General features: G+C 59.1%; 28 protein-coding genes. 14 read left to right on the top strand and 14 right to left on the bottom strand.

The window, feature by feature from the left end; genetic code table 11:
• Positions 1–11: 11 nt before the first annotated feature.
• From ACR0JB_RS18155 to ACR0JB_RS18145, 3 genes are read left to right on the top strand one after another with little or no spacing between them, the layout of a single operon-like run.
• Complete coding sequence (locus ACR0JB_RS18155; protein ID WP_170351800.1) at positions 12–1,040, top strand: ABC transporter permease; 1,029 nt, start codon at positions 12–14, stop codon at positions 1,038–1,040.
• Positions 1,037–2,191: an ABC transporter permease gene (locus tag ACR0JB_RS18150; RefSeq protein ID WP_170362473.1), complete on the top strand. Its 1,155-nt coding sequence runs from the start codon at positions 1,037–1,039 to the stop codon at positions 2,189–2,191. Before ACR0JB_RS18155 ends, ACR0JB_RS18150 begins: the two co-directional genes overlap by 4 nt.
• Positions 2,188–3,543 (top strand): CoA transferase, encoded by a 1,356-nt coding sequence (locus tag ACR0JB_RS18145; protein ID WP_170399054.1) that lies wholly within the window; start codon positions 2,188–2,190, stop codon positions 3,541–3,543. Before ACR0JB_RS18150 ends, ACR0JB_RS18145 begins: the two co-directional genes overlap by 4 nt.
• 87 nt (positions 3,544–3,630) lie before the next feature.
• Here ACR0JB_RS18145 and ACR0JB_RS18140 read toward each other — a convergent pair whose 3' ends face one another.
• Positions 3,631–5,997: a mechanosensitive ion channel family protein gene (locus tag ACR0JB_RS18140; RefSeq protein ID WP_170399052.1), complete on the bottom strand. Its 2,367-nt coding sequence runs from the start codon at positions 5,995–5,997 to the stop codon at positions 3,631–3,633.
• Positions 5,998–6,368: 371 nt separating this feature from the next.
• On the opposite strand from ACR0JB_RS18140, the gene ACR0JB_RS18135 reads away from it, so the two are divergent.
• From ACR0JB_RS18135 to ACR0JB_RS18105, 7 genes are read left to right on the top strand one after another with little or no spacing between them, the layout of a single operon-like run.
• Complete coding sequence (locus tag ACR0JB_RS18135; protein ID WP_170351804.1) at positions 6,369–7,583, top strand: glycosyltransferase family protein; 1,215 nt, start codon at positions 6,369–6,371, stop codon at positions 7,581–7,583.
• Complete coding sequence (locus ACR0JB_RS18130) at positions 7,580–8,827, top strand: glycosyltransferase family 4 protein (protein ID WP_170399047.1); 1,248 nt, start codon at positions 7,580–7,582, stop codon at positions 8,825–8,827. The genes ACR0JB_RS18135 and ACR0JB_RS18130 overlap by 4 nt, the downstream gene beginning before the upstream one ends.
• A complete protein-coding gene (locus ACR0JB_RS18125; protein ID WP_170399044.1) occupies positions 8,827–9,903 on the top strand; it encodes a glycosyltransferase family 4 protein in 1,077 nt (358 codons plus the stop codon). The genes ACR0JB_RS18130 and ACR0JB_RS18125 overlap by 1 nt, the downstream gene beginning before the upstream one ends.
• Positions 9,900–10,484, top strand: coding sequence for a histidine phosphatase family protein (locus ACR0JB_RS18120; protein WP_170399041.1), 585 nt, complete (start codon positions 9,900–9,902; stop codon positions 10,482–10,484). Before ACR0JB_RS18125 ends, ACR0JB_RS18120 begins: the two co-directional genes overlap by 4 nt.
• Positions 10,481–11,623 carry a glycosyltransferase family protein gene (locus ACR0JB_RS18115; RefSeq protein WP_170399038.1) on the top strand — a complete coding sequence of 381 codons (1,143 nt, stop codon included), beginning with the start codon at positions 10,481–10,483 and terminating at the stop codon, positions 11,621–11,623. Before ACR0JB_RS18120 ends, ACR0JB_RS18115 begins: the two co-directional genes overlap by 4 nt.
• Complete coding sequence (locus ACR0JB_RS18110) at positions 11,620–12,387, top strand: polysaccharide deacetylase family protein (RefSeq protein WP_170399030.1); 768 nt, start codon at positions 11,620–11,622, stop codon at positions 12,385–12,387. The genes ACR0JB_RS18115 and ACR0JB_RS18110 overlap by 4 nt, the downstream gene beginning before the upstream one ends.
• Positions 12,384–12,860 (top strand): class I SAM-dependent methyltransferase, encoded by a 477-nt coding sequence (locus tag ACR0JB_RS18105; protein ID WP_170506610.1) that lies wholly within the window; start codon positions 12,384–12,386, stop codon positions 12,858–12,860. Before ACR0JB_RS18110 ends, ACR0JB_RS18105 begins: the two co-directional genes overlap by 4 nt.
• Here the strand turns inward: ACR0JB_RS18105 and ACR0JB_RS18100 are convergent, their stop codons facing one another.
• Positions 12,861–14,000: an alpha-D-ribose 1-methylphosphonate 5-triphosphate diphosphatase gene (locus ACR0JB_RS18100; protein WP_480790167.1), complete on the bottom strand. Its 1,140-nt coding sequence runs from the start codon at positions 13,998–14,000 to the stop codon at positions 12,861–12,863.
• Positions 14,001–14,052: 52 nt separating this feature from the next.
• Here ACR0JB_RS18100 and ACR0JB_RS18095 point away from each other — a divergent pair, with 52 nt between their 5' ends.
• Positions 14,053–14,736, top strand: a complete 684-nt coding sequence (locus ACR0JB_RS18095) for a DUF1045 domain-containing protein (protein ID WP_170399021.1) — start codon at positions 14,053–14,055, stop codon at positions 14,734–14,736.
• Here ACR0JB_RS18095 and phnN read toward each other — a convergent pair.
• The 9 genes from phnN to phnG are packed head-to-tail and all read right to left on the bottom strand — an operon-like array spanning position 14,718 to position 20,365.
• Positions 14,718–15,266 (bottom strand): phosphonate metabolism protein/1,5-bisphosphokinase (PRPP-forming) PhnN, encoded by a 549-nt coding sequence (phnN, locus tag ACR0JB_RS18090; protein WP_170399018.1) that lies wholly within the window; start codon positions 15,264–15,266, stop codon positions 14,718–14,720. The genes ACR0JB_RS18095 and phnN overlap by 19 nt on opposite strands.
• Positions 15,263–15,946, bottom strand: a complete 684-nt coding sequence (gene phnL, locus ACR0JB_RS18085) for a phosphonate C-P lyase system protein PhnL (RefSeq protein ID WP_480790166.1) — start codon at positions 15,944–15,946, stop codon at positions 15,263–15,265. The genes phnN and phnL overlap by 4 nt, the downstream gene beginning before the upstream one ends.
• Positions 15,947–15,957: 11 nt before the next feature.
• The gene (gene phnK, locus ACR0JB_RS18080; RefSeq protein ID WP_170399011.1) at positions 15,958–16,728 is read right to left on the bottom strand and encodes a phosphonate C-P lyase system protein PhnK; all 771 of its coding nucleotides are present in this window, start codon (positions 16,726–16,728) and stop codon (positions 15,958–15,960) included.
• Positions 16,729–16,733: 5 nt separating this feature from the next.
• Entirely contained in the window at positions 16,734–17,138 is a 405-nt protein-coding gene (locus tag ACR0JB_RS18075; protein ID WP_480790165.1) for a VOC family protein, read from the bottom strand.
• Positions 17,135–17,995: an alpha-D-ribose 1-methylphosphonate 5-phosphate C-P-lyase PhnJ gene (locus tag ACR0JB_RS18070; protein ID WP_170399009.1), complete on the bottom strand. Its 861-nt coding sequence runs from the start codon at positions 17,993–17,995 to the stop codon at positions 17,135–17,137. The genes ACR0JB_RS18075 and ACR0JB_RS18070 overlap by 4 nt, the downstream gene beginning before the upstream one ends.
• Positions 17,992–18,240, bottom strand: coding sequence for a hypothetical protein (locus ACR0JB_RS18065; RefSeq protein ID WP_480790164.1), 249 nt, complete (start codon positions 18,238–18,240; stop codon positions 17,992–17,994). The genes ACR0JB_RS18070 and ACR0JB_RS18065 overlap by 4 nt, the downstream gene beginning before the upstream one ends.
• On the bottom strand, positions 18,237–19,328 hold the full coding sequence (locus tag ACR0JB_RS18060) for a carbon-phosphorus lyase complex subunit (protein ID WP_170553592.1): 1,092 nt from the start codon (positions 19,326–19,328) through the stop codon (positions 18,237–18,239). Before ACR0JB_RS18060 ends, ACR0JB_RS18065 begins: the two co-directional genes overlap by 4 nt.
• A 3-nt stretch (positions 19,329–19,331) precedes the next feature.
• Positions 19,332–19,907 (bottom strand): phosphonate C-P lyase system protein PhnH, encoded by a 576-nt coding sequence (gene phnH, locus ACR0JB_RS18055; protein ID WP_480790163.1) that lies wholly within the window; start codon positions 19,905–19,907, stop codon positions 19,332–19,334.
• Positions 19,907–20,365, bottom strand: a complete 459-nt coding sequence (phnG, locus tag ACR0JB_RS18050; protein ID WP_480664309.1) for a phosphonate C-P lyase system protein PhnG — start codon at positions 20,363–20,365, stop codon at positions 19,907–19,909. The genes phnH and phnG overlap by 1 nt, the downstream gene beginning before the upstream one ends.
• A gap of 103 nt (positions 20,366–20,468) precedes the next feature.
• On the opposite strand from phnG, the gene phnF reads away from it, so the two are divergent.
• Together phnF and rpe are read left to right on the top strand one after the other, a co-directional pair.
• Positions 20,469–21,179: a phosphonate metabolism transcriptional regulator PhnF gene (gene phnF, locus ACR0JB_RS18045; RefSeq protein ID WP_480790162.1), complete on the top strand. Its 711-nt coding sequence runs from the start codon at positions 20,469–20,471 to the stop codon at positions 21,177–21,179.
• Positions 21,180–21,471: 292 nt separating this feature from the next.
• Positions 21,472–22,158 carry a ribulose-phosphate 3-epimerase gene (gene rpe, locus ACR0JB_RS18040; protein ID WP_170506625.1) on the top strand — a complete coding sequence of 229 codons (687 nt, stop codon included), beginning with the start codon at positions 21,472–21,474 and terminating at the stop codon, positions 22,156–22,158.
• On the opposite strand, the gene ACR0JB_RS18035 is transcribed toward rpe, so the two are convergent.
• Positions 22,155–22,820, bottom strand: coding sequence for a cyclic nucleotide-binding domain-containing protein (locus ACR0JB_RS18035; RefSeq protein ID WP_170578379.1), 666 nt, complete (start codon positions 22,818–22,820; stop codon positions 22,155–22,157). The genes rpe and ACR0JB_RS18035 overlap by 4 nt on opposite strands.
• 108 nt (positions 22,821–22,928) lie before the next feature.
• The gene (locus ACR0JB_RS18030; protein WP_170378877.1) at positions 22,929–23,123 is read right to left on the bottom strand and encodes a hypothetical protein; all 195 of its coding nucleotides are present in this window, start codon (positions 23,121–23,123) and stop codon (positions 22,929–22,931) included.
• A 214-nt stretch (positions 23,124–23,337) separates the two neighbouring features.
• Between ACR0JB_RS18030 and ACR0JB_RS18025 the strand changes: the two genes are divergently transcribed.
• Positions 23,338–23,679: a RidA family protein gene (locus ACR0JB_RS18025; protein ID WP_170398986.1), complete on the top strand. Its 342-nt coding sequence runs from the start codon at positions 23,338–23,340 to the stop codon at positions 23,677–23,679.
• Positions 23,680–23,773: 94 nt separating this feature from the next.
• Here the strand turns inward: ACR0JB_RS18025 and ACR0JB_RS18020 are convergent.
• On the bottom strand, positions 23,774–24,477 hold a 704-nt coding region (locus ACR0JB_RS18020), incomplete at its 5' end, for an EF-Tu C-terminal domain-related protein (protein WP_480790161.1).

Below are 24,477 nucleotides of genomic sequence, written 5' to 3'. Positions count from 1 at the left end.
GGAGCAGCTAAATGGTCATGCTGCGCTATGCGGTGTATCGCTTTTTCACGATGCTGCTGACTCTGTTGGTGGTGTCGGTACTGATCTTCGTGATCATCAACCTTCCGCCTGGAGATTACCTGAGCAATCAGATCGCCGAGTTGCAGGCTTCCGGCCAGTCTGCCGGCGTGGCCAAGGCAGAATTTCTGCGTGCGGAATATGCGCTGGACCGGCCCGTCTGGGAACAATATCTGATCTGGATGGGATTCTGGCCCGGCCCGCACGGGTTCGAGGGGCTTCTGCAGGGCAACTATGGTTGGTCCTTCGAATTCGACCGCCCCGTGGCCGAGATTGTAGGCGATACCCTGTGGTTGACCGTAGTGGTCAATCTGGCCGCCATCCTGTTCGTCTACGCCGTCGCGCTGCCGCTTGGTGTCCTTGCTGCTGCCAAGTCCCGGACGTGGATCGACTATACGTCGGCTTTTGTGGGGTATCTGGGTCTGGCCACGCCGAACTTTCTGCTTGCGCTGATCCTGTTCTACTACGGCCACCGTTACTTCAACCTACCCATCGGCGGCTTGATGGACCCATCCTTTGAAGGCCAGCCGATGAGCTGGGACAAGTTGAAATCCATTCTTGTCCACCTGATCGTCCCGACCTTTGTGATCGGCACCTCGGGGGCTTCGGCCATGATGCAACGCTTGCGGGCCAACATGCTGGACGAGTTGGGGAAACCCTATGTGGAAACCGCAATCGCCAAAGGGATGGCCCCGTCGCGGATGCTGGCGAAATACCCGCTGCGCGTGGCGTTCAACCCTTTCGTGGCGGATATCGGCAACCTGCTACCCTCGATGGTGTCCGGCTCGGTTTTGGTCTCGGTTGTTCTCGGCCTGCAAACCATCGGCCCGACCCTTCTGACGGCACTGAAAACGCAGGATCAGTTCCTGTCCGCCTTTATTCTGATGTTCGTGGCCCTGCTGACCCTCATCGGCACCATGATATCTGACATTCTGCTGGTCATGCTTGACCCGCGCATCCGGTACGAGGGGCGTGAAGCATGACCCAACATCCCGATGGTCGCTATGTCGACGACGCCCCCTATGACCCGGACGCCGCCCTGCAACAGCTTGAGCGTGCCGATCTGGACGCGCCAAACTGGGTGCTGGTTTGGCGCAAGTTCAAAACTCACAAGCTGGGCTTGATCTCGGGCATTTTCCTGCTGCTGTGTTATCTGATGCTGCCTTTCGCAGGGTTCATCGCGCCTTATGGTCCGAATGAACGCAACGGAGAGCATCTTTATGCGCCGCCGCAAAGCGTCAACTGGTTCTATGAGGGCAAATTCATCGGCCCCCATGTCTTTCCCATCGTTGCCGAGGCTGATCTGGAAACCTTCCAATGGAAATTCGTACCCGACCTCGAAGATCCGCGCCCGATCAAGTTTTTCTGTGAAGGGTCGGAATACAAACTGGCTGGCCTGATCAAATCCGACACTCACCTGTTCTGCGCGCCCGAAGGGGCGACGCTGTTCCTGTGGGGGTCGGACCGTCTGGGCCGGGATGTGTTCAGTCGCATTCTCTACGGCGCGCAGCTGTCGCTGACCGTAGGTTTAATCGGCATCTCGGTGTCTTTCACCCTTGGAATTATCTTCGGTTCGATGGCCGGCTATTTCGGCGGCAAGATCGACTGGGTGATCAACCGGGTCATTGAAATCCTGCGCTCTTTGCCTGAACTACCCCTGTGGTTGGCCCTGTCCGCCGCGGTGCCTTCGAATTGGAGCCCGGTGGCGGTGTTTTTCATCATCTCGATCATCCTCGGCATCCTCGATTGGCCCGGTCTGGCCCGATCCGTGCGCGCCAAATTCCTGTCGCTGCGCGAAGAGGAATACGTGCGCGCCGCCGAGATGATGGGCGCAAGCTCGGGCCGCGTGATCCGCAAACACCTGCTGCCCAACTTCATGTCCCACCTGATCGCATCGGCCACCTTGTCGATCCCGGCGATGATCCTTGGAGAAACGGCGCTCAGCTTCCTTGGCCTTGGGCTGCGCGCTCCTGCCGTCAGCTGGGGGGTGATGCTGAATGACGCGCAGAACCTGGCCTCGATCGAGATTTATCCGTGGACGGCAATTCCAATGCTGCCAATCATTGTCGTTGTACTGGCGTTCAACTTCCTGGGCGACGGATTGCGCGACAGTCTGGACCCGTACCAGCAATGAGCCTGATTTCCGCCCTCCCCGCCGCAGACAGCTACAAGTCGACCGGGAAGGGCGCATGGTCCAGCGCGTTTGCTGTATCCGAACTGGCAACCGCCAGTTTCGCTGCCGTTGGTCAAGAGTTGGCGCGCCTGATCACAGCAATGAACCTTGCCCCCACAACGCCTGAGATATCGGTCAATCATCGTTTGGCTTCGCTGTGGTATGGGTCTTCGTTTAAACCAGACGGGTGGGAGATGCCCAGCCTCTGGGACCCAATCGCCGGGGATTATCAGGCGTCGGATGGCTGGATCAGGCTGCACACCAATCTGCCCTCCCACCGGGCAGCGGCGCTGAAGGTGCTGGAGGCGCAAGCCAACCGGGACGCAGTTGCACAGGCTGTGAAAGACTGGTCCATCGCCGATTTGGAAACCTCGGTTGTGGCCGAGGGCGGCGCGGCCGCCGCGATGCGCGGTCGGACCGAATGGCTGGAACACCCGCAAGGGCGGGCGGTGTCGCGCGATCCGCTGATCGGATGGCACAGCCCGCGGCATATCACGCTGCGCGACCGTCCCGAAGCAACGGCCCGACGTCCACTGGCGGGCTTGCGCGTTCTGGACCTGACGCGTGTTCTGGCCGGACCGGTTTCAACCCGCACGCTGGCGGGGTTCGGCGCTGAAGTTCTGCGCATCGACCCGCCCGGATGGGATGAGCCAGGGGTCATCCCTGATATCTCACTGGGAAAGCACTGCGCCTATCTAGACCTGAAATCGCCAACCGGTCTGAAGAAGCTGGAAAACCTGCTGGCTCAAGCAGATGTCTTCATTCATGGCTACCGCCCGGGTGCGCTGGATGCGCTTGGACTGACCAAGATAAAACGTGATGAACTGGCTCCCAACCGAATTGAGGTCACTCTGAACGCTTATGGCTGGCAGGGGCCGTGGTCCAACAGACGTGGTTTTGACAGCCTCGTACAGATGAGCGCAGGCATCGCAGACGCGGGTCGCGCTTGGGCCAAGGCCGAAAAACCCACCCCTCTGCCGGTTCAGGCGCTGGATCACGCGACAGGCTATCTGATGGCTGCGACGGTCCTGTCAGCACTGACCGAGGCCGCGTCTGCAAACTCCATCATGCTGGCGCAGCTGTCACTGGCCCGCACAGCGGAACTACTGGCTGCGTTGGCGAAATCCGAGCAGGACGAAGAGATCACAACCCCCACAACATCCGATTACGCTCAAGAGATTGAAGCATCCGGCTGGGGTCCCGGGCGTCGCCTGAAACCGGCTTTGTCCGTTGGCCAGGCCCATATGTCATGGCCTCTGCCAGCCGCGAAGCTGGGCACATCCCAACCCATCTGGCCTTCGCGGACCACCTGAACCAACCGCCACGCGGTACACGCGGCCCGGCCCAACACTTTGGGGGGGTCTCGTCAGAGACGCATCCCAAAGGGGCGGGAGCCTTCCCTAGCGATCATCCCCGCCGGGGCCGATATCGTCCAGATAATCCTCATCAATCGCCGCCTGCACCGCGCCGGTCACGGCTTCACGCTGCTTCGGTGTCAGATCCTCGGGTTCTTTGCCTTCGGCCAGCCGCACGGTGACTTCGCGATGAGCAAACTTGATCCCTTCGCGTGCGAATAGCTCGCGGATATCTTGATAGACTCTCTTGCGCACCAGCCACTGGTCACCGGGCTTGGTCATGAACTTGACCCGGATGATCATCGCGGAATCCTGCATCTCAATCACGCCCTGCGATTTCAGCGGCTGGATAAAGTTGTCGCCGATCACGGGGTCGCTCAGCAATTGCTGCCCCAGCTTCTTGATCAGCTTGCGCACCTTTTCAACATCGGTGTCATAGGTCACACGCAACGGCAATTTCATGATTACCCAATCGCGGGAATAGTTGGTCAGCACCTTGATCTCACCAAAGGGAATCGTGTTCAGCGCGCCCAGATGGTGACGCAACTGGAATGAACGAACCGAGATTTTTTCGACCGTCCCCTTCACATCCCCGATGTCGATGTATTCTCCTTTACGAAAGGCATCATCCATCAGGAAGAACGCCCCCGAAAAGATATCGCGCACCAGCGTTTGCGAGCCGAACCCAACAGCCAGACCCACCACACCAGCACCGGCAAACAGCGGGCTGACATTAATCCCCAACTCCATCAACACAATCAAAACGATGGTGACGACAACAACGGCCAGGATCGCACCACGGAACAAGGGCAGCAACGTCGCTAGGCGGCTTTGCCCGCCTTCGCCGCCTTCATCGCCCAACTCGGCCTCTTCGCCGCCATCATCGGTTTCTTCAGCAATTTTCGAGTCGATCCAGATGCGGAAGAAGTGGAAGAGAATATAGCCGATGAACAGGATGACCATCACATCCAGCGCACGCTCGACCGGCAGGTCCTCGCTCCAGCTGGCTTCGGGGTTCCAGATCACCACCAACGCATAAAGCCCGACCACAAAGGCTAAAATCCCTGCCACGCGACGGGCCAAATCCTCATATGTCAGGATCGAATGTTGGCGCAGTTCCGCCTCGGGTGTCTCGACGGCTTCGTCATCCTCTTCCGTGGCCGCCGCATTCATGTCTTCCATTTGGCGGTTACGGTCAAAGTAACGCTCCAGCAGGTAATTCATTGCGCCGTAGGCCACGACCACAGACATGAAAATCAAATAGCTGCTGGCCACGATCGGCAGAGAATTCTCATTCTCAAGCACCAGATCCACCGCCAGCTTGAACCAGCTGAATACGATATAGACAACCAGCACAGGCGCCCACGCGAATGAGATGAACCGCAAAATCCACGACACTTGGTCCGGTGCGCGTCCGCCGCGAATGGCATTCGAAATGGCGCGCGCATTGAACATGATCATCAACAAATTGCCCAGCGCGCCCAACATGGTCAGGCCACCATAGACCAAGGCATAGACATTGTAGTTCAACCCAAAATCCGCCACCCAGGTGGCGAACAACACAACCGAGATGTCGTAGGTCGCCAGCGCCGACGCCCAGAAATACAGCCGCTTTGCGTCTCGATCCGAGAAGGGCGGCAAACGGTATTGGCTCAGATAAGGAGACAGAACCATCCGCCACAGGTCGGATATCGTGCGCGACAGGAAAAACGCCGTAAAGATCGCCGTGACCGTAAACTGAATCGAGATATCTTCGGCTTCACCAAAGAACAGGTACCCCACGATCAGCGCCATCAGCATCGCAAAGATCGTGCCCCCGATCCCCATGAAAAACCGGAACACCAAAAACGGCATTTTCTCCCGATAGCCTTGCGGGTTTTCCTTAGACCGTGCCACAACCAGCTTTTTGGCCATGCGCTTGCCGTAAATCTCGGTGGACAGCCAGCGCCCCAGCAGCAGAAACAGAATGTTCCACGCCAGAACCTCGACATAGGTCTGAATGCGGCCATCCGGGCTGGTCTGCCGCAGGACGTACTGAACTTCGAAAATTGAATAGGGCAAAGCCTCTAGGCGCGATTCCATGGACTCGCGAAACTTTGAGAACCTTTCCTGCGCTTTCATCAGTTGCGATCCGTCGCCCATCGGCCCATGCGCGTCCTCGGCCGAGGCATCAGCACCTGGCTGACCGCCCGAAGACACAACCTGCCCCGCGCTGTCGATGACAATTACGCTGGCGCCGGCCTCGGTTGCCGCCTTGATCGCGGCAGCCAGATCACCATCGGTCCCAGTTTCGGCCTCAGACTCTGAGGTATATCCGGGGATCAAAGGGACTTGCGCCGATGCCCCTGTGACGAAGGCCGCAGCAAACGCCCACAGGATCAGAGCCATTCCAGCAATTAGTCTGAGTTTCATCAATTTTTCTGTCCAAGTCGTATGTTGCATCGCAGGTTACAGAAGCGCCTGAGCGTATTCAAATATTCAGCGTTTCACGGCTCAAGTTCGTGTCATTTCGTGTTTCGGCTGCAATGCAGGCGACAAGAGTATTTGCAACCTTGGAAAAACTGAATATGACCGACCCTGTAGTATGAGTGGAATGGCAAGATCAACGCCGGGTGTAACGGGGAAAAGCGCTCCGAAACCACCTGTACTTTGGCTGTTGCCATTTCGCCATGTTTGACGAATTTGCACAATCTCGGCACCCCCTTTGGCAAGCGGCGTCAAAGAATATACGGTAACGGAGTTTAACGCGCGGATTTGCACCCAGGGACACGACAGGCGAAGGCATGAGCCTAGGAATACAAAACAACATCACCGGCCGTGCGCCGCGCATACTGTTCTACAGCCACGATACATTTGGATTGGGGCATCTGCGCCGGTCGCGCGCTCTTGCCGCAGCTATCACGCAAGCCAACCCGCAAGCGTCAGCCCTGATCCTGACAGGGTCACCCGTGGCAGGTCGGTTCACCTTTCCGCGCCGGGTCGACCACGTGCGCCTGCCAGGTGTAACCAAACGTGCCGATGGCTCTTATGCAGCGCGCACCATTGGCATGGGGATCGAAGAGGTGACCGAACTGCGCGCAGGTCTGATCCAGACTGCCGTCCAGCAGTTCGACCCCGATATGCTGATCGTCGACAAGGAACCCACCGGTTTTCGTGGGGAGTTGCTGCCGACACTGGAACATCTGTTGCATTCGCAACGCACCAAGCTGGTTCTTGGCCTGCGCGACGTGCTGGACGAACCCGAAGTTCTGGCCGCCGAGTGGGAGCGGAAAGAGGCCCTAGCCGCGACCGAACGCTTCTATCACGAAATCTGGGTTTACGGTCTGCGCTCGATCTATGATCCGACCAAAGGGCTGCCGCTTAGCCACGCAGCACAATCGCGCACGCATTGGACCGGTTACCTGCGGCGGGATCTTGGCCCTGTAGGCGAGCCACCTGAACAACCCTACATCCTAATCACGCCAGGTGGCGGTGGCGACGGTAAGGCGATGGTGAACCAGGTTCTCTCCGCTTACGAAAAAGACCCTACCCTGTCGCCGCGTGCAGTGCTGGTTTACGGCCCCTTTCTTTCCGGTGAGTTGCGTGAAGAATTCGAGACCCGCGTTGCCGCGTTGAATGGCCGGGTGACCGCTGTGGGGTTCGAATCCCAGATCGAAACGCTTTTTGCGGGGGCCGCCGGGGTGGTCTGTATGGGCGGTTACAATACTTTCTGCGAAGTTCTGTCCTTTGACAAACGTGCCGTCATCGTGCCTCGCACGACGCCACGACTAGAACAGTGGATTCGCGCCTCGCGCGCGGAAGGGCTGGGCCTTGTGCGGATGCTGGACGAAAACCGCGACGGGCTGACAGCGGATGCGATGATCGAGGCGATCCGCGACCTGCCGCACCAACCCCTGCCATCGCAGACCATTCAGGACGGGCTGCTGGACGGGTTGGATTATGTCATCGACCGCGTTGACGCGTTGCTAGGCCAGGAACAGGAACGGGCCATCGGATGACCACAGCCCAGCCGAAACTGGCGGTGCTGGTCAAAGGGTGGCCGCGCCTGTCCGAGACGTTCATTGCCCAGGAACTTGTCGCCCTGCAAGAGGCCGGGCACAGCTTTGACATCTGGTCTTTGCGCCATCCGACCGACGTAAAACGGCACCCGCTGCACGACCGTTTTCAGGGTCAGGTGCATTACCTCCCTGAATACCTATACGAAGAACCACAGCGTGTCTGGGCTGCGCGACAGACTGCGCAAACCCTGCCGGGCTATGCCGAGGCCTACCGGGTCTGGCGCGCCGATCTGCGCCGTGATCCGACCCACAACCGCATACGGCGCTTTGGTCAGGCCTGCGTTCTGGCCGCCGAATTACCCGACGTGACACAAGTGATGTATGCGCATTTCATGCACACCCCATCCTCGGTCGCGCGCTACGCCGCCATCATGCGTGGCCTGCCGTGGAGTTTTTCTGCCCACGCTAAGGACATCTGGACATCACCCGAGTGGGAAAAGATCGAAAAACTGCGCGCCGACACCCATGGAGCGGCTTTTGGTGCGACATGCACGGCCATCGGGGCCGACCACCTACGCTGTCTGGCCGATGACCCAGCGCGGGTTGACCTGATCTATCACGGGCTGGATCTGAACCGTTTTCCTTCTCCGCCAAACCGCACACCGCGCGCGCCGGACGGGCCATTTCACATGCTCTCGGTCGGTCGTCTGGTCGAGAAAAAGGGCTTTGACCGGTTGATCGACGCGTTTGCCATGCTGCCAGAAACGCTGGACTGGCACTGGACGCACATTGGCGGCGGAACACTTGGCAATGCCTTGCGTGATCGAGCCGACGCCGCTGGCCTGTCGCAACAGATCACGTGGCAAGGCGCTTGTGATCAACCCGAAGTGATCGAAGCAATGCGTACCGCGGACCTGTTTGTGCTGCCCAGCCGGATCGCCAGCGACGGGGACCGCGACGGGTTGCCCAATGTTTTGATGGAGGCCGCTTCCCAGCTGTTGCCGATCCTGTCGACGCCGGTATCGGCCATCCCCGAGTTTATTGAAACCGGCACCCACGGCGTCTTGTCCGACGATGATCCTGCCGCATTGGCCAGCGCCATCGTCCATCTGGCCGCCGATCCGCAGCAAACTGCTTTGATGGCAAGTGCCGCCTATGATCGTTTGATCGCCGATTTCCGCATGGGCCCCGGCATTGCCCGCCTGTCCAAACGACTGCGCGCATTGGGTTCGGACATAGGCTGATGGCACGAGTGGCCTTTTACTCTCCGATGAAAGCGCCGGACAGCCCGGTGCCGTCGGGGGATCGCGAAATGGCCCGTAACCTGATGCACGCGATCGCCGCGCAAGAGGATACGGTCGAACTGGCCTCGCGGCTGCGTACCTACGACAAAGCCGGGGACGCGCAGGTGCAGGCCGCATTGCGCGCCGAAGCTGACGCCGAGGTGCAACGTCTGATCGCCGATCTTCCCGCGGACACCGCGCTTTGGGTGACCTATCACAACTATTACAAGGCCCCCGATCTGCTGGGCCCGCGTGTCTGCAAGGCGCGCAACATTCCCTACGTTCAGTTGGAAAGCACCCGTGCAACCAGCCGCCTGACAGGTCCCTGGGCAGGGTTTGCAAAAGCTGCACATGACGCCTGTGATGCGGCGCAGGTGATTTTCTACCACACCTCCAATGACCTGATCACTCTGGAACGGGAACGGTACGGGGATCAAAGCCTTGTGGAACTGCCCCCTTTCCTGCCCCGGTCGGATTTGCCGCCCGCCTCGGGCTGTGAGGGGCCGATGCTGACCGTGGGCATGATGCGGCACGGTGACAAGCTGGCTTCTTACACTCTTCTAGCGCAGGCTCTGGCCTTACTGGACGGCGACTGGTCTTTGGATATTGCGGGTGATGGCCCAGCACGTCCCGAAGTCGAGGTGCTGATGGCGCCGTTCGGATCAAAGGTCCGGTTTCTGGGGCAATGTGACCGCGATGCTTTGCAGAAGCTGTACGGTGCGGCCTCGGTACTATTGTGGCCGGGAGTGAACGAGGCCTATGGCATGATCTATCTTGAGGCGCAGGCCAGCGGTGTGCCTGTTGTAGCGCAGGATCGGCCCGGCGTGCGGGATGTGCTGTCCCCGTCGGACTATCCTTCGGTCGACGCTGGCCCCGAAGGATTGGCTGCACGGCTGCGCACCTTGCTGGATGACCTTTCTTCCCGCCTGTCGCTGGGGGCCAACGCCCGCGCGCGCGTGGCCGAACGTCACCTGATGCCTGCAGCAACCGACCGGTTCTGGCAGGCAACGCGACCCTTGATGGAGGTTCGGTCATGACCCGGCTAGCACTGCTTCGACACGGTCACACCCATTGGAACCGCGCGGGCCGCATTCAGGGACGCAGTGATATACCGCTGGACGAAGATGCGCGGGCAGAGCTATCCGCTATGCAACTTCCCGCGCCATGGAAGGACGCGGACCTCTGGTCCAGCCCCCTGCTGCGGGCCAGCGAGACCGCCCGTCTGGTCGCGGGACGCGAACCGCAGACTTCGGACGCGCTGACCGAGATGAACTGGGGTGATTGGGAAGGGTTGCGCGGTGTCGACTTGATTGCGGAACCGGACAGCGGATACTGCCATATCGAAGACTGGAGCTGGGATTTTCGTCCGCCAAACGGTGAAAGCCCAGCTGAGGTCTGGGCCCGTCTACACCCCTGGCTGAACGCGTTGTCGGGCGATACGGTTGCCGTCTGCCACATCGGTATTATGCGGGTCATTCTGGCGCGGGCCTGGGGATGGGATTTCAATGGTCCCGCCCCCTTTAAAATCAAACGCAACCGCATGTATATCGTCGATATGTCGACACTACGTCCCCAGCCCGAACCCGTCCGCCTGATCAGACCAGAGGCATCACAATGAAGGTGATGATCGTTGTCACGCACTTGTTGGGCACTGGGCATCTGAGCCGGGCGCTGACTTTGGGCCGGGCTTTCGTACGGGCCGGGCACGAGACCTTTGTTGTCTCGGGTGGAATGCCGGCACCACAGCTAGACAGCGCGGGCATGACCCTGTTGGGGCTTCCACCGCTGCGTTCGGACGGCACGGATTTCACCCGGCTTTTGACCCAAAGCGATGAAGTGGCCGATGCCGCCTATCTGACATCTCGTGAAACCGCATTGGTCGCAGCCTTGCAGAGTTTCGCACCTGATGTGCTGATCACCGAGCTTTTTCCCTTTGGTCGCAGGTCACTTGCGGCCGAGTTCAATGCCGCCTTGGTAGCCGCCTGGAACTTACCGCGACGGCCGGTCGTTCTGGGCTCGATCCGCGATATTCTGGCCCCACCATCGAAGGCATCAAAGGCGGAACGCACGGAAGAGATCGTGTGCCAGTATTACGACGGTATCCTCGTCCATTCAGATCAAAGCGTTGTTCCGCTGGAGGTGAGCTGGCCGGTGACCGATCAATTGCGCTCGCGGTTGTTCTATACCGGTTTTGTTGCGCCCGAGGCGCCTGTGCCGCATCCTGACGCGGTGGGCGATGGCGAAATATTGGTCAGCGCCGGTGGCGGATCTGTGGGCCAGCCGATCTTTCGCGCGGCCATTGAGGCCGCCCAAAAGATGCCCAACAGGCGCTGGCGCCTGTTGGTGGGCGGGCAGGACGCAAGGGCACGTATTGATCAACTGTCACAACTCGTGGGCGATGCCCAAGTGACGCTGGAACCGGTGCGCCCGGACTTCCGGCAAATGCTGCCCCATGCGGCAGCCTCGGTCAGTATGTGCGGCTACAACACGGCGCTGGATATTTTGCAATCGGGAACGCCTGCGGTTTTTATCCCGTTCGACGACGGCAAAGAGGTTGAGCAGGGTTTGCGTGGTCAGAGCCTCTCGGACCTGTCGGCCATCGATGTGTTGCCTAGCAAATCCCTCAATGGGGATTCATTAGCGCGGGCCGTTGCGTCGGTCATGGCAGATGGCCCACGCCCGGTTTCAGCGCAGGGCTTTGACGGGGCCGCAAGATCGGTCGAGATTGCCGTGAACTTGCGGGAGCAAACAAGATGATGGACTGGCGCCCTTTGGAGGCGGAGTTGGACATCTGGCAGGCGCAGGGCTTGTCGCTGCCGCTGTGGTGGCGGGATGATGACGCCATATCAAGGACACCGCAGCTTGAAAGGCTGTCAAAGCTGTCGCGGTCGCTTGACCTGCCCGTTCATCTGGCGATCATTCCTCGAGATGCCGATGCCGGGCTGGGCGATTACGTCACGCAGCAGCCGTGGCTGATTCCTGTAGTTCATGGCTGGGCGCATCAAAACCACGCACCGCCTGACGAGAAGAAATCCGAATTCCGGTTGCACCGCCCGCTTGAGGCCATAATCGTCGACGCGCAATCCGGGCTGGAGCGCCTGCGTACTTTGTTCGGAGACAGGCTGTGTCCGATGTTTGTACCGCCCTGGAACCGCATCGCGCCCGAGGTGGTGCAGGAATTACCTGATCTTGGGTATCGCATCGTCTCGACAGCGACACCGCGCAAGACGCGGGAATCTGTCCCAAGGCTGGAGCAGATCAACACCCATCTGGACCCGATTGACTGGCGCGGAACGCGCGGGTTGGTGGCAGCGGACAAGTTGATCATTCAGACAACAGACCTTTTACGCGACCGGCGTGAAAGACGCGCCGACATTACCGAACCTTTTGGCGTCTTGACCCACCATCTGGTCCATGATCAGGAGATCTGGACCTTTACCCAAGAGCTGCTGAGCCGACTTCTAGACGGCCCCGGTTTTGCCTGGGCAGGCCCCACAATACCAACCGGAGAACCCGAATGAGCCGACTGGATTCCATGCTACGCCGCCTGACCGCGCAACGCGACGGGTTGAATTGGGCGGTCGCGCAGATCAGCGACATAGACGGCGACGTTCTGGACATGGGGCTGGGCAACGGTCGCACCTATGACCATTTGCGGGAAATTCTGCCGGACCGGCGGATATGGGTCATGGACCGGGTGCTGCAATGCCATCCGTCCAGCACCCCTCCGGCCGAGGACTTTCTGCAGGGCGAAGCGGAGCCCATGCTTGAAAAGCTTGGTATCGACGGGCCAAAGATCGCGCTGGCCCATTATGATTTTGGACGTGGCATCAAAGAAGACGATGTTGCCGAAGCAGCGCGTCTTAGCCCGCTAATTGCGCGGGTAATGCGGCCCGGCGGGTTGCTGATATCGGGGCAACCTCTAACCGGGTTCGAAGAGATCAAAGGTCCGGATACCATCGCGCCGGACCGGTATCTGTTCTACCGCGCCTGATCAAGCCACGCGCCGTCCACGAGACCACACCCCGTTCAGCGCCGGGGCGCCATGGTGAAGACAGAATCGGATGATATCTGCGCGCGCGCTGCTGCGCAGTTCTCCGCGGTCGTCCAAACCAACAACCTGTGCTGGCGTCCGCGTTACCGTTCGCAGGCCACGGGCCATATTGCCCCATATCTCCCCCAGACGTGTAGCCGACAACAGCAACGCGGCGGGAACATAATCTGAGGAGAGAATGTCGAGATGGCCCAGATCGGCGAGTTCCTGAGCGGCCACATTGCCGGAATGCGACCCGCCCCGGATCAGATTAGGCGCCCCCATCATCACCTTTATCCCGTGTTCGCTGCAGGCGCGTGCGGCCTCGACGGTGGTGGGAAATTCGGCCAGCCGGATGCCGTGTCCTGCCGAGACTCGCACCTGTTCCGGTGTGGTGTCATCATGGCTGGCCAGCATGGCCCCGAACCGCTTGGCGGCCTTGACGGTTTCGACCTCGTGCTTGTCCCCGTTGCGCTTTCGCATTGCCTTGAGGTCCGCGACATGGCGCTGAAACCCTTCGCCCTCCAACCCCAGCTTTCCTTTCAGGTAAATCTCAAGTTTCGACATATCTTGAAACTGACGTTGGCCGGGTGTGTGATCCATCAGCGAAACCAGCCCAACCCTATCTTCGGGGCCGAACTCGTTTAACTCTTCGACCAGGGTCTCTGAACACACCTCTGCCCGAAGATGCAGAAAATGGCTGATCTTCAATACGTCTTGTTCCCGTAGTTGCCACAGTTCACGAGACAGTTCGCGGGCGTACCGTCGGTAACGCTGGCCGCTGGGGATTGACCCGACGCGTATCGCATCGAAGACAGTGGTGATCCCGGTGCTGGCCAGCTCGGCATCATGGGCCAAGATGGCCGCCGCATGCGGCCAGTCGACCTTGGGGCGCGGTTGGATATGGCGTTCCAGATTGTCGGTGTGCAGCTCGACCAGACCGGGGCTGACATAGTCACCTTCGCAATCAATCGCGCCTGGGGGAACCGTGCGGCCGGTGACGATCTCGGCAATCGATTCACCTACGATACGGACGCTGCCGGTGATCGTCTCATCGGCAAGAACAAGCGTGGCATTGGCAAGGATCATTTCTTCTGTCATCTGAACTTCACACGGTCTGAACAAGTGGAAAGGCTGCGCACAGGAGGCCAACGTGACATTCACGCGATACGCGATCTATTTTATGCCCCCGGCGCGGGCGGAATGGACGAAATTCGCCACCAGCTGGCTGGGCTGGGATATGGAGGTCGGAACGCCCATTGCCCACCCGGTGATAAACGGTGTGGACGTTGCAGCCGTGACCGAGGTGCCGCGCAAATACGGGCTGCATGCGACGATGAAGCCCCCGTTTCGCCTGCGGGATGGGCAGTCGGTTGAAGCGTTGCACGACGCCTGCGCGCGGCTTGCGGCCACGCAGGCCCCGGTCGCCCTGGGCGGGCTGCAGATCGCCCGATTGGGTCGGTTTCTGGCTTTGCGTCCGATGGGGGATGAGGTCGCTCTGAACGCGCTGGCTGCCGCCTGTGTGCGTGATCTGGACAGCTTTCGTGCCCCGCCATCGGAGGCCGAACTGCACCGCCGCCGCGCCCATGGCCTGAACGCCCGGCAAGAGGCTAACCTGGTGCAATGGGGTTATCCGCATGTGATGGAGTCTTTCCGCTTTCACATCACCCTCAGCGGTAAATTGGACAAACCCACGTTGTCGACAGTTGAGCGCGCGCTGCAATCGCACCTTGTTCCCCTGCTGCCCGCGCCCTTTCAAATCAATGATCTGGCTTTGGTGGGCGAGGCAAGGGATGGGCGGTTTCACCTGATCCATCGCTACGTCCTTTCCGGCTGAAGCTGATCGAGAATGGATTCAACGGTAGCCTCCAGCGGCCCGGAGTTGTCAATCTCGATCACCCGTTTCAGCCCCTCGGGCAAAGGCACTTTGGCACACGCCAACCTTCGTGTCTGCTCAGGTGCGCTCTCACGTCCGCGCATCAACAGGCGTTGCGCCAATACTTCAGGGTCAGCGGTCAGAGAAATCACGATCAGATCGCCAAACACCTCTTGGGCCTGCAACAAGACGGATCGGGACAGGTTCACCAATACGGCATCTGCCCTTTGCCGCTGTTTTTCAATGGTGCGGGGCACGCCGTAGAACAGACCATGCGCGGACCAGTGTAGCGCAAAGGCATCCCGCGCAACCATTTGATGAAACTCAGTATCAGACACTCGGTCGAAATCCTCACCCTCTTCGCCCTCGGGTCGCGTGATTACGCGGCGTGCCAAACAAATGCCGATCGCACGGGCCACCAACGCCTGCATCACGCTGTCCTTGCCGACGCCTGACGGGCCCACGACCGCTATGACAGTGGCAAGGCTCATGCGGCCATTCCAGGTGCAAAGTCGGACAGGTCGACCTGGCGATCACAGACGCGCTTGCGTGCGTCGACATCGTGGAAGATGCCGACAATTGCGGCGCCGCGTGCCTTGGCCTGAGTGATCAGCGCCAGAACCGTCTCGCGGTTCTTTGCATCCAGTGAGGCCGTGGGCTCATCCAGCAACAACGCCGGATAGTCATGCACAAAGCCTCGCGCGATATTCACCCGCTGCTGTTCACCGCCGGAAAATATCGTAGGGCTTAGGGTCCACAAGCGTTCGGGAATGTTCAGCCGCACCAGCAGATTAGCCGCTTTGTCCAGAGCCACTTGCCGGTCAAATCCGATCGCCAACAGCGGTTCGGCCACAACCTCAAGCGTTGGCACTCGTGGGACGACACGCAGGAATTGGCTGACGTATCCCAGCGTTTCACGGCGCAGGTTCAAAATCTCACGCGGTTCAGCCTGAGCTACGTCGAGCCCACCAACCAGAACCTGACCGGATGCCGCCAGATAGTTGCCATAGATCACCCGCATCAAAGTCGACTTGCCCACCCCCGACGCCCCGGTCAAAGCAACACACTCGCCAGGCAAGACTTTCAGCGAAGCGCCTTCCATCACCGGGATCACGGCACCGTTCTGATTGTGCAGGGTAAAGCTTTTGCTGACAGCTTTAAGTTCGATCATCGCCTTCCCTTTCACACTTGCAGTACGCTTGAAACCAAGAGCTGCGAATAAGCGTGCTGCGGATCGTCCAATACCTGATCGGTCAACCCGGCCTCAACCACGTGGCCGTCCTTCATCACCATCAACCGATCCGCCAGCAGCCGCACCACGGCCAGATCATGTGTGACGATTATGGCGCTCAGCCCCATCTCGCGCACCAGCCCCCGCAGCAGGTCCAGCAAGCGCGCCTGAACCGAGACATCCAGCCCACCGGTCGGTTCATCCATGAACACCAGCCGAGGCCCCGTCACCAGGTTGCGCGCGATCTGCAAGCGCTGCTGCATCCCACCGGAAAACGCGGTGGGGCGGTCATCAATGCGGTCTGTGTCAATCTCGACTCGCCCCAACCAATCCATAGCATCGCCTCGGATCGACCCATAGTGGCGGTTACCCAAGGCCATCAGCCGTTCGCCTATGTTCCCCCCCGCGCTGACCGACATGCGCAAACCGTCGCTTGCATGCTGATGGACTAAGGCCCAATCCGTTCGCCCCAGCATCCGGCGTTCGGGTTCCGACATGGTCACTGTGTCCATCGGACCATCCGTGCGCGTGTCAAAGATCACCTGCCCCGTGTCCGGCTCCAGATAACCTGCCAGACAGTTCAGCAATGTTGTCTTGCCTGAGCCGCTTTCGCCAACAATGCCCATCACCTCGCTGGGATAGAGATCGAAACTGACTCCCGTACAGCCGATTCGTGCACCATATGTCTTGGTGATGTCCTGAACGCTTAGCAGGGGTGTCATAACCGTCACCTCGGATCGTAGGCAAACTCGATCCGGTTGCCGCCGGGTTCCCGGATCATGAAATGGATTTTCGGACCCGCGCCGGATGGCTCTGGCGCGAATTCGACCATAATCCCTGGCCAGTCCTTGATGGCATCGAATACGGTGTTCAGCGCGGCCTCGTCCGGCACTTTGAATGCCACGTGATGCAGACCCACATTTGCGTGCCGATCGAACCCGCGCCGGTTGTCACCCTTCTGCTGCCACAGTGTCAGCACGGCGGCACCGTTGCTGATAAAAGCCGAGGGGTATTCCGGCTTGCCGCCCACCACGTCCCAGCCTAACCCGTCGACAAAGAACCCTTTCGAGGCGTCCAGATCAGCGACCGTCAGGCCAAGGTGATCAATTCCCAATACATTCTGCCGCATCATATCTCGCCTTCCTTGCTTAATCGCCCTTGGTGCCCCCGCGCGCGTCGCGTGCGGCAGTAAGCCGTGTCGGAACAGACAAACATCCGGTTGCCTGCATCATCCATGATTACCTCGTCCAGATAACTGTCCTCTGCCCCGCACAGGTCGCAGGGATGATCGGCCTTGGTGGGTTCGAACGGGTAATCTTCGAAATCCAGGCTCACCACTTTGGTATGCGGCGGCAGCGCATAGATGCGTTGTTCCCGCCCAGCCCCGAACAGCTGGATCGCGTCCATTTCCAGCTTCGGGTTGTCGAATTTCGGGATCGGCGACGGATCCATCACATAACGCCCCGAGACCTTTACCGGATAGGCATATGCGGTCGAGATCGCCCCGTTTTGGCTGATATCCTCGTATAATTTCACATGCATCAGGCCATATTCCTCAAGACTGTGCATCTTGCGGGTCTCGGTCTCGCGCGGTTCGAGAAAACGCAGGGGTTCAGGGATCGGCACCTGATACACAAGGATCTGATCCTCGGTCAGTTTTGCTTCGGGGATGCGATGGCGTGTCTGGATAACAGTTGCCTTCGCGGTTTCCTCGGTTGTCGCCACCCCTGCGGTGTTTTCAAAGAACTTGCGGATCGAGACGGCGTTGGTGGTGTCATCGGCCCCCTGGTCAATCACTTTGAGCGTATCGTCCGGCGTCAATGTTGCAGCCGACACCTGCACGCCGCCCGTTCCCCAGCCATAGGGCATGGGCATCTCACGGCTGGCAAAAGGTACCTGATATCCCGGAACAGCCAGAGCCTTGAGGATAGCTCGGCGGATCATCCGCTTGGTCTGCTCGTCCAAATATGCAAAGTTGTACTCATTCATTTTGAAGTATCACTTTGTGTTTTGGTATTTTTATGGACGTTTTTGTATGTGGAGCGGTCTTTTTGGCCGTTATGTTTTATCTCATCCTGCATATCCGCCATTCCAGACGGCGACGAGAATCGATGCTGCGGGACAAGGCCGGTATATGGAAAGCGATCGGTACCCCTGATCTTGGCGATCACAGGGTGAAGGACACGGAGTAGGAGCAATAAACCGCTTATCCGCTGTGCGTTGGTTGGGCTCATTCGGCTGCCTCCTGCGGTGTAGTCCTCGCCTCGGCGTCGCGCCGCAGCTTGCGGACCAATTCCAGTTCGGACTGAAAATCCACGTAATGCGGCAGCTTGATATGTTCGAGGAACCCGGTCGCTTGAATGTTGTCCGCATGGCTCAGGACAAATTCCTCGTCCTGCGCAGGGGCACCCAGATTGTCTTCTCCCAATTCCTGCCAGCGCAACGCGCGGTCGACCAAAGCCATGGCGATTGATTTGCGTTCCGACTGGCCAAAGACCAGACCATAACCGCGTGTGAATTGGGGTGGTTCGGTCTTGGAGCCCTTGAACTGGTTCACCGTCTCGCATTCGGTCAATTCCACCTCGCCGATTTCGATGGCAAAGCCCAACTCGGGAATATCCATCTCGACCGCGACTTTGCCGATGCGCAATTCGCCGACAAAGGCGTGGTTTCGGGCGTAACCGCGCTGGGTTGAATAGGCCATGCCCAACACAAACCCCTCATCCCCGCGGGCCAGCGATTGCAAGCGCAGGGGGCGTCCGGCCGGAAACTCCATCGGTTGCCGAGTCAGATCAGCCGGAGCGTCGTCACTTGCGGGTTCATCTTGAATGATATCCTCATCCTTCAGAAAGTCGGCGATATGCGGAACCGGGTCTGTGCGTGGCTGACCTTTGGGTGAGGGCGGAACCTCGCCCTCGGCGGCCAGTTTGAAATCCAGCAAACGATGTGTGTAATCAAAGGTCGGACCCAGCACCTGTCCGCCCGGCGCATCCTTGAACGTGGCCGAGATTCGGCGGTCGCAGGCCATACGGTCTGTTTCAACCGGGTTGGTATACCCGAACCGGGGCAAGGTGGTGCGATAGGCACGGATCAGGAAAATCGCCTCGATCAAATCGCCGCGCGCTTGCTTGATGGCTAGAGCAGCCAGATCGGGGTCGAACAAAGACCCTTCGGCCATTACCCGGTTTACCGCAAGGCTCAGCTGTTCACGGATCTGCGCGATGCTGAGTTCAGCAACATCGGTCGCCCCGCGCCGTTCCTCGGCCAGCCAGGCATGGGCGTTTTCGATGGCCTTCTCACCGCCTTTTACAGCCACATACATCGACTAACCCTCTGCCTTGATCTGCGTGCTCCGCGGCAACGCTGCGACTTTGTCACCGCAGGAGAAGAAAAAATCGCATCCCAATGGATACAGCGCCGCATTGGCCCGAAGCGTCGGAATGTCCGGTAGTGACAGACGGGCGACGCCCTTGATCCCCGGCCCCGTCAGCATTGCCCCCGCTTGATTCAGGTCGTCACATTCCACGATCAGCGTCGCTGAACGGTCAGGATACTCAGGCGTTCCAATGCGGAACTGCCCCAAGGGCATCAGCGCTTGCCACGTTCCGATTGCGAAGTCAGCCTGGTCCGCTGTCACAAGCGGCGCGCCGGTGTGAAAGGTCAACCATTGCCGCACCACATCCGTATCAACCTCACCCGCCAAAAACACACTGGTGTCCGGGTCGCAAAGCGTCAGCAGCAACGTCCCCGCCACCACGGACAAGGGCGCGGGTGGGTGAGTGCCGATGATCCGGCGGATCTCACCCGGGCGCGCCATGACCGTCATCGCGGCACGAAAAGCATGGGCCGCTTCAATTGGTGCGTTCTGGAACCCGCCTGAAAATTGGTTTTGCACGATCATCAGTCTTCACCTCGCACCATCGTAAAAAACTCGACCTTGGTGGCCGCGGCCTTGGCGGCGCGGGTTGTTTTGGCTGTCTGCATCTGTTGACCAAGCGGAGCGATCACCCGCGCACGAACGTCTCCGGCGGCGTCGGTTTGCATCAACGCATCAACCAGCGCCGCTTTTTCCGCTTTTCGCTTGGAACGCCCCTGCACATAGCCATGGCCAACTGTTCCGTCCTGCAACGCGAGCGAACAGCGCGTGATCGTCATTTCACCCAGATTAAATGGCGCGCCTGTGCCGCCGATCCGTCCGCGCACCATCACACCACCTACTTCGGGGTGACGGATCCATTGAAAGCGCGGAAGCGCGCCAATTTCATCCAACAACGCAATCAGTTCTTCTTCTGGAGCGCAGGCCAGCAAACCCATCCATTCCTGACGCGCAGCATTCGCGGTTTTTGTTTTATCGGTCATCAAACCCCCTTGGCCAGGTTGTCTACATGAACTATACAACTAGACAAATATTACACCCCTCGCGGAGAACCCGCAATCCGCGCACCCGTGAAAGTTTGATGCCATGAGTAAAACGCCTGTCTGGAAAAGCATTGCGCTCAGCCTGACCTCGGACATAGCCGAGGGGCGATACAATACCGGTGACCGGTTGCCGACCGAGGCGCAATTGGCGGCGCAACATGGTGTCAATCGGCATACGGTACGGCGCGCGCTGTCGGACATGGCCGAACAAGGTCTGGTCCGCCCACGGCGCGGGTCAGGCGTTTTTGTGGCCGCGCGCCCGACCGATTATCCAATTGGCAAACGGGTGAGATACCACAAAAGCATATCGGCCAGCGGTAAGATGCCGGGCAAGACGATCCTGTCGTTGACCACCCGCGCGGCAGATGAAACCGAAGCCGAAGCTCTGCAGCTTACCCCCGGAGACACGGTTCACGTGTATGACGGCCTGTCTCTGGCCGATGGCCAGCCCATCGGCCTATTTCAGAGCGTCTTTCCGGCCGATCGTCTGCCCGACATCCTGACTGCACTGCAAGACACGCGATCCGTGACCAAGGCACTGCAACGCTGTGGCGTCGCAGACTACACCCGTGTGTCTACCCGCCTGACCGCGCGGGCTGCCACGGCGACACAGGGATTGCATCTGCAACTGCCGCAAGGCGCTCCGGTGCTGTTTTCGACGGGGATCAATGCCGATCTAAACGGCGTGCCGGTCGAATACGGGCGCACGGTTTTTGCAGGAGAGCGGGTTACCCTGACCCTGAATAATGATTGAGCACCGGAGGCTCTCGCCCGTCTTCGACCTCCTTGCGGAGGCCTAATCCCGTTGGGCGTAGCGCCGCGCTGCGCGTGGCGTCGGGCCCAAAGCCGCCAAGGGGTATCGGCACAGCCGATGCGCCTGCGGGTGCGGGAGTGGTTCCGCCCTTTGACATGACTGCTCCTATAATGCTCAAGCACTCCTGCAACGCGGTGAAAGTTTTGTAGCGTTGGGCAAACCGCGGGGGCTACCCTTTGCAATGCAGCGCAGGTATACGCGACCGCGACTCTTCAGCTGACACGAGGCCACCATGAGCTTTGACCGCACCATCAAGATCGCCCCGTCGATCCTATCCGCCGATTTCGCCAATTTCGGGCAAGAGATTCAGGCGATCGAGGCCCAGGGCGCGGATTGGGTCCATGTCGACGTTATGGACGGCCATTTCGTCCCGAACCTGACCTTTGGCCCACCCGCCGTCAAAGCCTTCCGCCCGCACGTTAAATCGGTGATGGATGTCCACCTGATGATCGCGCCGGTTGATCCTTATATTCAAGCTTATGCCGATGCAGGTGCCGATATCCTTACAGCGCATATCGAGGCCGGTCCGCACACCCACCGTACGATGCAAGCCATTCGTGCGGCCGGGATGAAGGCAGGGGTTGCGCTGAATCCCGGCACGCCGGCCGAAGCCGTCGAGCATCTTCTGGACCTGACCGATTTGGTCTGCGTCATGACCGTGAACCCCGGCTTCGGCGGTCAGAAATTCATCGACATGACCAGCAAGGTCCGCAAACTGCGTCAGATGATCGGTGACCGCCCCGTGCATATCGAGATCGACGGCGGTGTTGACCCGAAAACAGCCCCGTTGGTTGCAGCCGCAGGGGCTGACGTGCTGGTCGCAGGATCAGCCGTCTTCAAGGGTGGATCAGTTGAAAGCCCCGGTGTCTATGGCGACAATATTCGCGCCGTACGGGCTGCCGCAGAATCCGCGGTTTAGGCCATCTGTAATCTGGCGGTTTGCAGAAACCGCGAAATCTCGAGCCCAAGGCTGGCTTCGATTGAAATTGCCAGATCTGGCTGTTTTTGCAGTTCCGCGGTCAGATCGGACATGTTCCATTCGATCACCCGTGACGGTTTAAGGGCTGTCACGGTCACCGGCGCGGTAAAGCCCTGATCTTTGGCCAGAAAGGCCGTCCCGCCAAGGAACCGGCCTTCGCCCAGCGTGTCTACGCGGTCTCCGCTCATCTCAACACCGATTTCCCCATCCACGATAAGCGATAGGCTGTGTACCGGGTTACCTAGCGTTAACAGATTGGTTCCAACCGGAACTGTTTTTGCAACTCCCATGCTCAGCAGGTCATATGCGTCCCGCTCCGAGAAATTGCGCAAAGCGATTTCATAGAGGTGTCTTTGCATATCGGTAAATGGCACCGGGCGTCGTTCCAGCAACAAACGCACAATCCAAAAGATGTTGATACCGGTGAAAAACAGGTTCCACCCGATCGGGGCCCACAGCGGCGCGGGTTGCAGATAGTAATAGGGCAGCAGGATCATCGCGCCAATCACCGACAGAACACGCAGCCAGAAAATATCCCTGACCGAGTAAGAAATCAGGTAAAAGACATTCGCCGCATTTACCAAAAGGTCCAAACCCACCATGCCCTACCTCATCAGTTTTGCGCGCTGACCGGGGCCGGGCGCGCTTTACAGGTGCATGTTGAGTTTAGCAGTCGCTGTTAGGTGGGCTAGAGCGTTGGTTCCGACCTATTACTTTTCCACCCGGAATCTTTCAGGTTTCTCTGAAAGACAAGTTATGTGGCTTACTTTCTGCTGCGGACGTGGCAGGTGCGATCTGGTGCCCGTCTCAGGATCATCGGCGCTTAGGATTGCGGCTTGCATGTCGCCCAGATCGGTGCTGTGCAGGATACGCGTGCTGTAGTGTACGAACGGAAGTCCAAACATGATTTACCCCAAGCTCTGATTTTCTGACACCAACCCCTGCGAGTCTCGCGCCGTTTGCTTCGAGTGCAAACATGGGGTCACTTCTTTGCGTTGAGGTGGAGGTAAAATTAAACCGCCAAAACGACCGCAGATCTTGCCACGAAAATAGCAATTGCCAAGCAGGTCATCTTGTGACCATGAACAGCAGCATCAAACATCTAAATGAGAATGCCCCATGATTGAACGCATCGACACCGGCGAACGGTCCTCGAAAATCGTAAAGCACAACGGCGTGGCCTACCTGACCGGACAAGTCGCCGAGGGTGACACTATTCAGGAACAAGTCCAAATTTGCCTCGAAAAAATCGATGCCCTGCTCGTACAAGCCGGGTCATCACGTGAGAAAATGCTACGTGTAACGATCTGGCTGGCCGATATGAAAGATTTTGCCGGATTGAACGAAGTCTGGAATGCCTGGGTTCCCAAAGGTCACGCACCGGCCCGCGCCTGCGGGGAAGCCAAGCTGGCACGCCCCGAACTGAAAGTAGAATTTATCGTGGACGCTGCTTACGAATAATCGCTCGGCAAACGCCATTTGATAGTACGTACAAATTCCAAGCAAAAAGGGCGCCCCAAGGGACGCCCTTTCTTTGAGTACTGGCATAAGCGCCTTACTCGATGATTTTCGACACAACGCCGGCGCCGACGGTGCGGCCGCCTTCGCGGATGGCGAAACGCAGGCCGTTTTCCATCGCGATCGGGGCGATCAGCTCAACCTCGAACGACACGTTGTCGCCGGGCATGACCATCTCGGTGCCTTCGGCCAGGGTCACGGTGCCGGTCACGTCCGTTGTACGGAAGTAGAACTGCGGACGGTAGTTCGCGAAGAACGGAGTGTGACGACCGCCTTCTTCCTTGGTCAGAATATAGGCTTCGGCTTCGAACTTGGTGTGCGGTGTAACCGAACCCGGCTTACACAGAACCTGACCACGCTCAACGCCTTCACGGTCAACACCACGCAGCAGAGCGCCGATGTTGTCGCCCGCTTCACCGCGGTCCAGCAGCTTGCGGAACATTTCAACACCGGTGCAGGTGGTTTTGCTGGTGTCGCGGATGCCGACGATTTCAATCTCGTCGCCAACGTTGATCACGCCACGCTCAACACGACCCGTAACAACGGTACCACGGCCCGAGATCGAGAACACGTCTTCGATCGGCATCAGGAACGGCTGGTCAACAGCACGCTCAGGGGTGTCGATGTAGTCATCAACTGCCGCCATCAGTTCCTTGATTTTCTCTTCGCCGATTTCCGGGTTGTTGCCTTCCATCGCGGCCAGAGCCGAACCTGCGATGATCGGAATATCGTCGCCGGGGT

It is taken from the genome of Ruegeria sp. BI7, from assembly GCF_056537925.1.
Note: the sequence above shows the minus strand (reverse complement) of the source record. Positions and strands in the feature narration are given on the sequence as shown.

What these genes read in the sequence shown, in the direction of transcription:
- ACR0JB_RS18155 (WP_170351800.1), top strand. Translation starts at nt 12, where the DNA reads ATGGTCATGCTGCGCTATGCGGTGTATCGCTTTTTCACGATGCTGCTG.
- ACR0JB_RS18150 (WP_170362473.1), top strand. Translation starts at nt 1,037, where the DNA reads ATGACCCAACATCCCGATGGTCGCTATGTCGACGACGCCCCCTATGAC.
- ACR0JB_RS18145 (WP_170399054.1), top strand. Translation starts at nt 2,188, where the DNA reads ATGAGCCTGATTTCCGCCCTCCCCGCCGCAGACAGCTACAAGTCGACC.
- ACR0JB_RS18140 (WP_170399052.1), bottom strand. Translation starts at nt 5,997, where the DNA reads ATGAAACTCAGACTAATTGCTGGAATGGCTCTGATCCTGTGGGCGTTT.
- ACR0JB_RS18135 (WP_170351804.1), top strand. Translation starts at nt 6,369, where the DNA reads ATGAGCCTAGGAATACAAAACAACATCACCGGCCGTGCGCCGCGCATA.
- ACR0JB_RS18130 (WP_170399047.1), top strand. Translation starts at nt 7,580, where the DNA reads ATGACCACAGCCCAGCCGAAACTGGCGGTGCTGGTCAAAGGGTGGCCG.
- ACR0JB_RS18125 (WP_170399044.1), top strand. Translation starts at nt 8,827, where the DNA reads ATGGCACGAGTGGCCTTTTACTCTCCGATGAAAGCGCCGGACAGCCCG.
- ACR0JB_RS18120 (WP_170399041.1), top strand. Translation starts at nt 9,900, where the DNA reads ATGACCCGGCTAGCACTGCTTCGACACGGTCACACCCATTGGAACCGC.
- ACR0JB_RS18115 (WP_170399038.1), top strand. Translation starts at nt 10,481, where the DNA reads ATGAAGGTGATGATCGTTGTCACGCACTTGTTGGGCACTGGGCATCTG.
- ACR0JB_RS18110 (WP_170399030.1), top strand. Translation starts at nt 11,620, where the DNA reads ATGATGGACTGGCGCCCTTTGGAGGCGGAGTTGGACATCTGGCAGGCG.
- ACR0JB_RS18105 (WP_170506610.1), top strand. Translation starts at nt 12,384, where the DNA reads ATGAGCCGACTGGATTCCATGCTACGCCGCCTGACCGCGCAACGCGAC.
- ACR0JB_RS18100 (WP_480790167.1), bottom strand. Translation starts at nt 14,000, where the DNA reads ATGACAGAAGAAATGATCCTTGCCAATGCCACGCTTGTTCTTGCCGAT.
- phnN (WP_170399018.1), bottom strand. Translation starts at nt 15,266, where the DNA reads ATGAGCCTTGCCACTGTCATAGCGGTCGTGGGCCCGTCAGGCGTCGGC.
- phnL (WP_480790166.1), bottom strand. Translation starts at nt 15,946, where the DNA reads ATGATCGAACTTAAAGCTGTCAGCAAAAGCTTTACCCTGCACAATCAG.
- phnK (WP_170399011.1), bottom strand. Translation starts at nt 16,728, where the DNA reads ATGACACCCCTGCTAAGCGTTCAGGACATCACCAAGACATATGGTGCA.
- ACR0JB_RS18075 (WP_480790165.1), bottom strand. Translation starts at nt 17,138, where the DNA reads ATGATGCGGCAGAATGTATTGGGAATTGATCACCTTGGCCTGACGGTC.
- ACR0JB_RS18070 (WP_170399009.1), bottom strand. Translation starts at nt 17,995, where the DNA reads ATGAATGAGTACAACTTTGCATATTTGGACGAGCAGACCAAGCGGATG.
- ACR0JB_RS18065 (WP_480790164.1), bottom strand. Translation starts at nt 18,240, where the DNA reads ATGAGCCCAACCAACGCACAGCGGATAAGCGGTTTATTGCTCCTACTC.
- ACR0JB_RS18060 (WP_170553592.1), bottom strand. Translation starts at nt 19,328, where the DNA reads ATGTATGTGGCTGTAAAAGGCGGTGAGAAGGCCATCGAAAACGCCCAT.
- phnH (WP_480790163.1), bottom strand. Translation starts at nt 19,907, where the DNA reads ATGATCGTGCAAAACCAATTTTCAGGCGGGTTCCAGAACGCACCAATT.
- phnG (WP_480664309.1), bottom strand. Translation starts at nt 20,365, where the DNA reads ATGACCGATAAAACAAAAACCGCGAATGCTGCGCGTCAGGAATGGATG.
- phnF (WP_480790162.1), top strand. Translation starts at nt 20,469, where the DNA reads ATGAGTAAAACGCCTGTCTGGAAAAGCATTGCGCTCAGCCTGACCTCG.
- rpe (WP_170506625.1), top strand. Translation starts at nt 21,472, where the DNA reads ATGAGCTTTGACCGCACCATCAAGATCGCCCCGTCGATCCTATCCGCC.
- ACR0JB_RS18035 (WP_170578379.1), bottom strand. Translation starts at nt 22,820, where the DNA reads ATGGTGGGTTTGGACCTTTTGGTAAATGCGGCGAATGTCTTTTACCTG.
- ACR0JB_RS18030 (WP_170378877.1), bottom strand. Translation starts at nt 23,123, where the DNA reads ATGTTTGGACTTCCGTTCGTACACTACAGCACGCGTATCCTGCACAGC.
- ACR0JB_RS18025 (WP_170398986.1), top strand. Translation starts at nt 23,338, where the DNA reads ATGATTGAACGCATCGACACCGGCGAACGGTCCTCGAAAATCGTAAAG.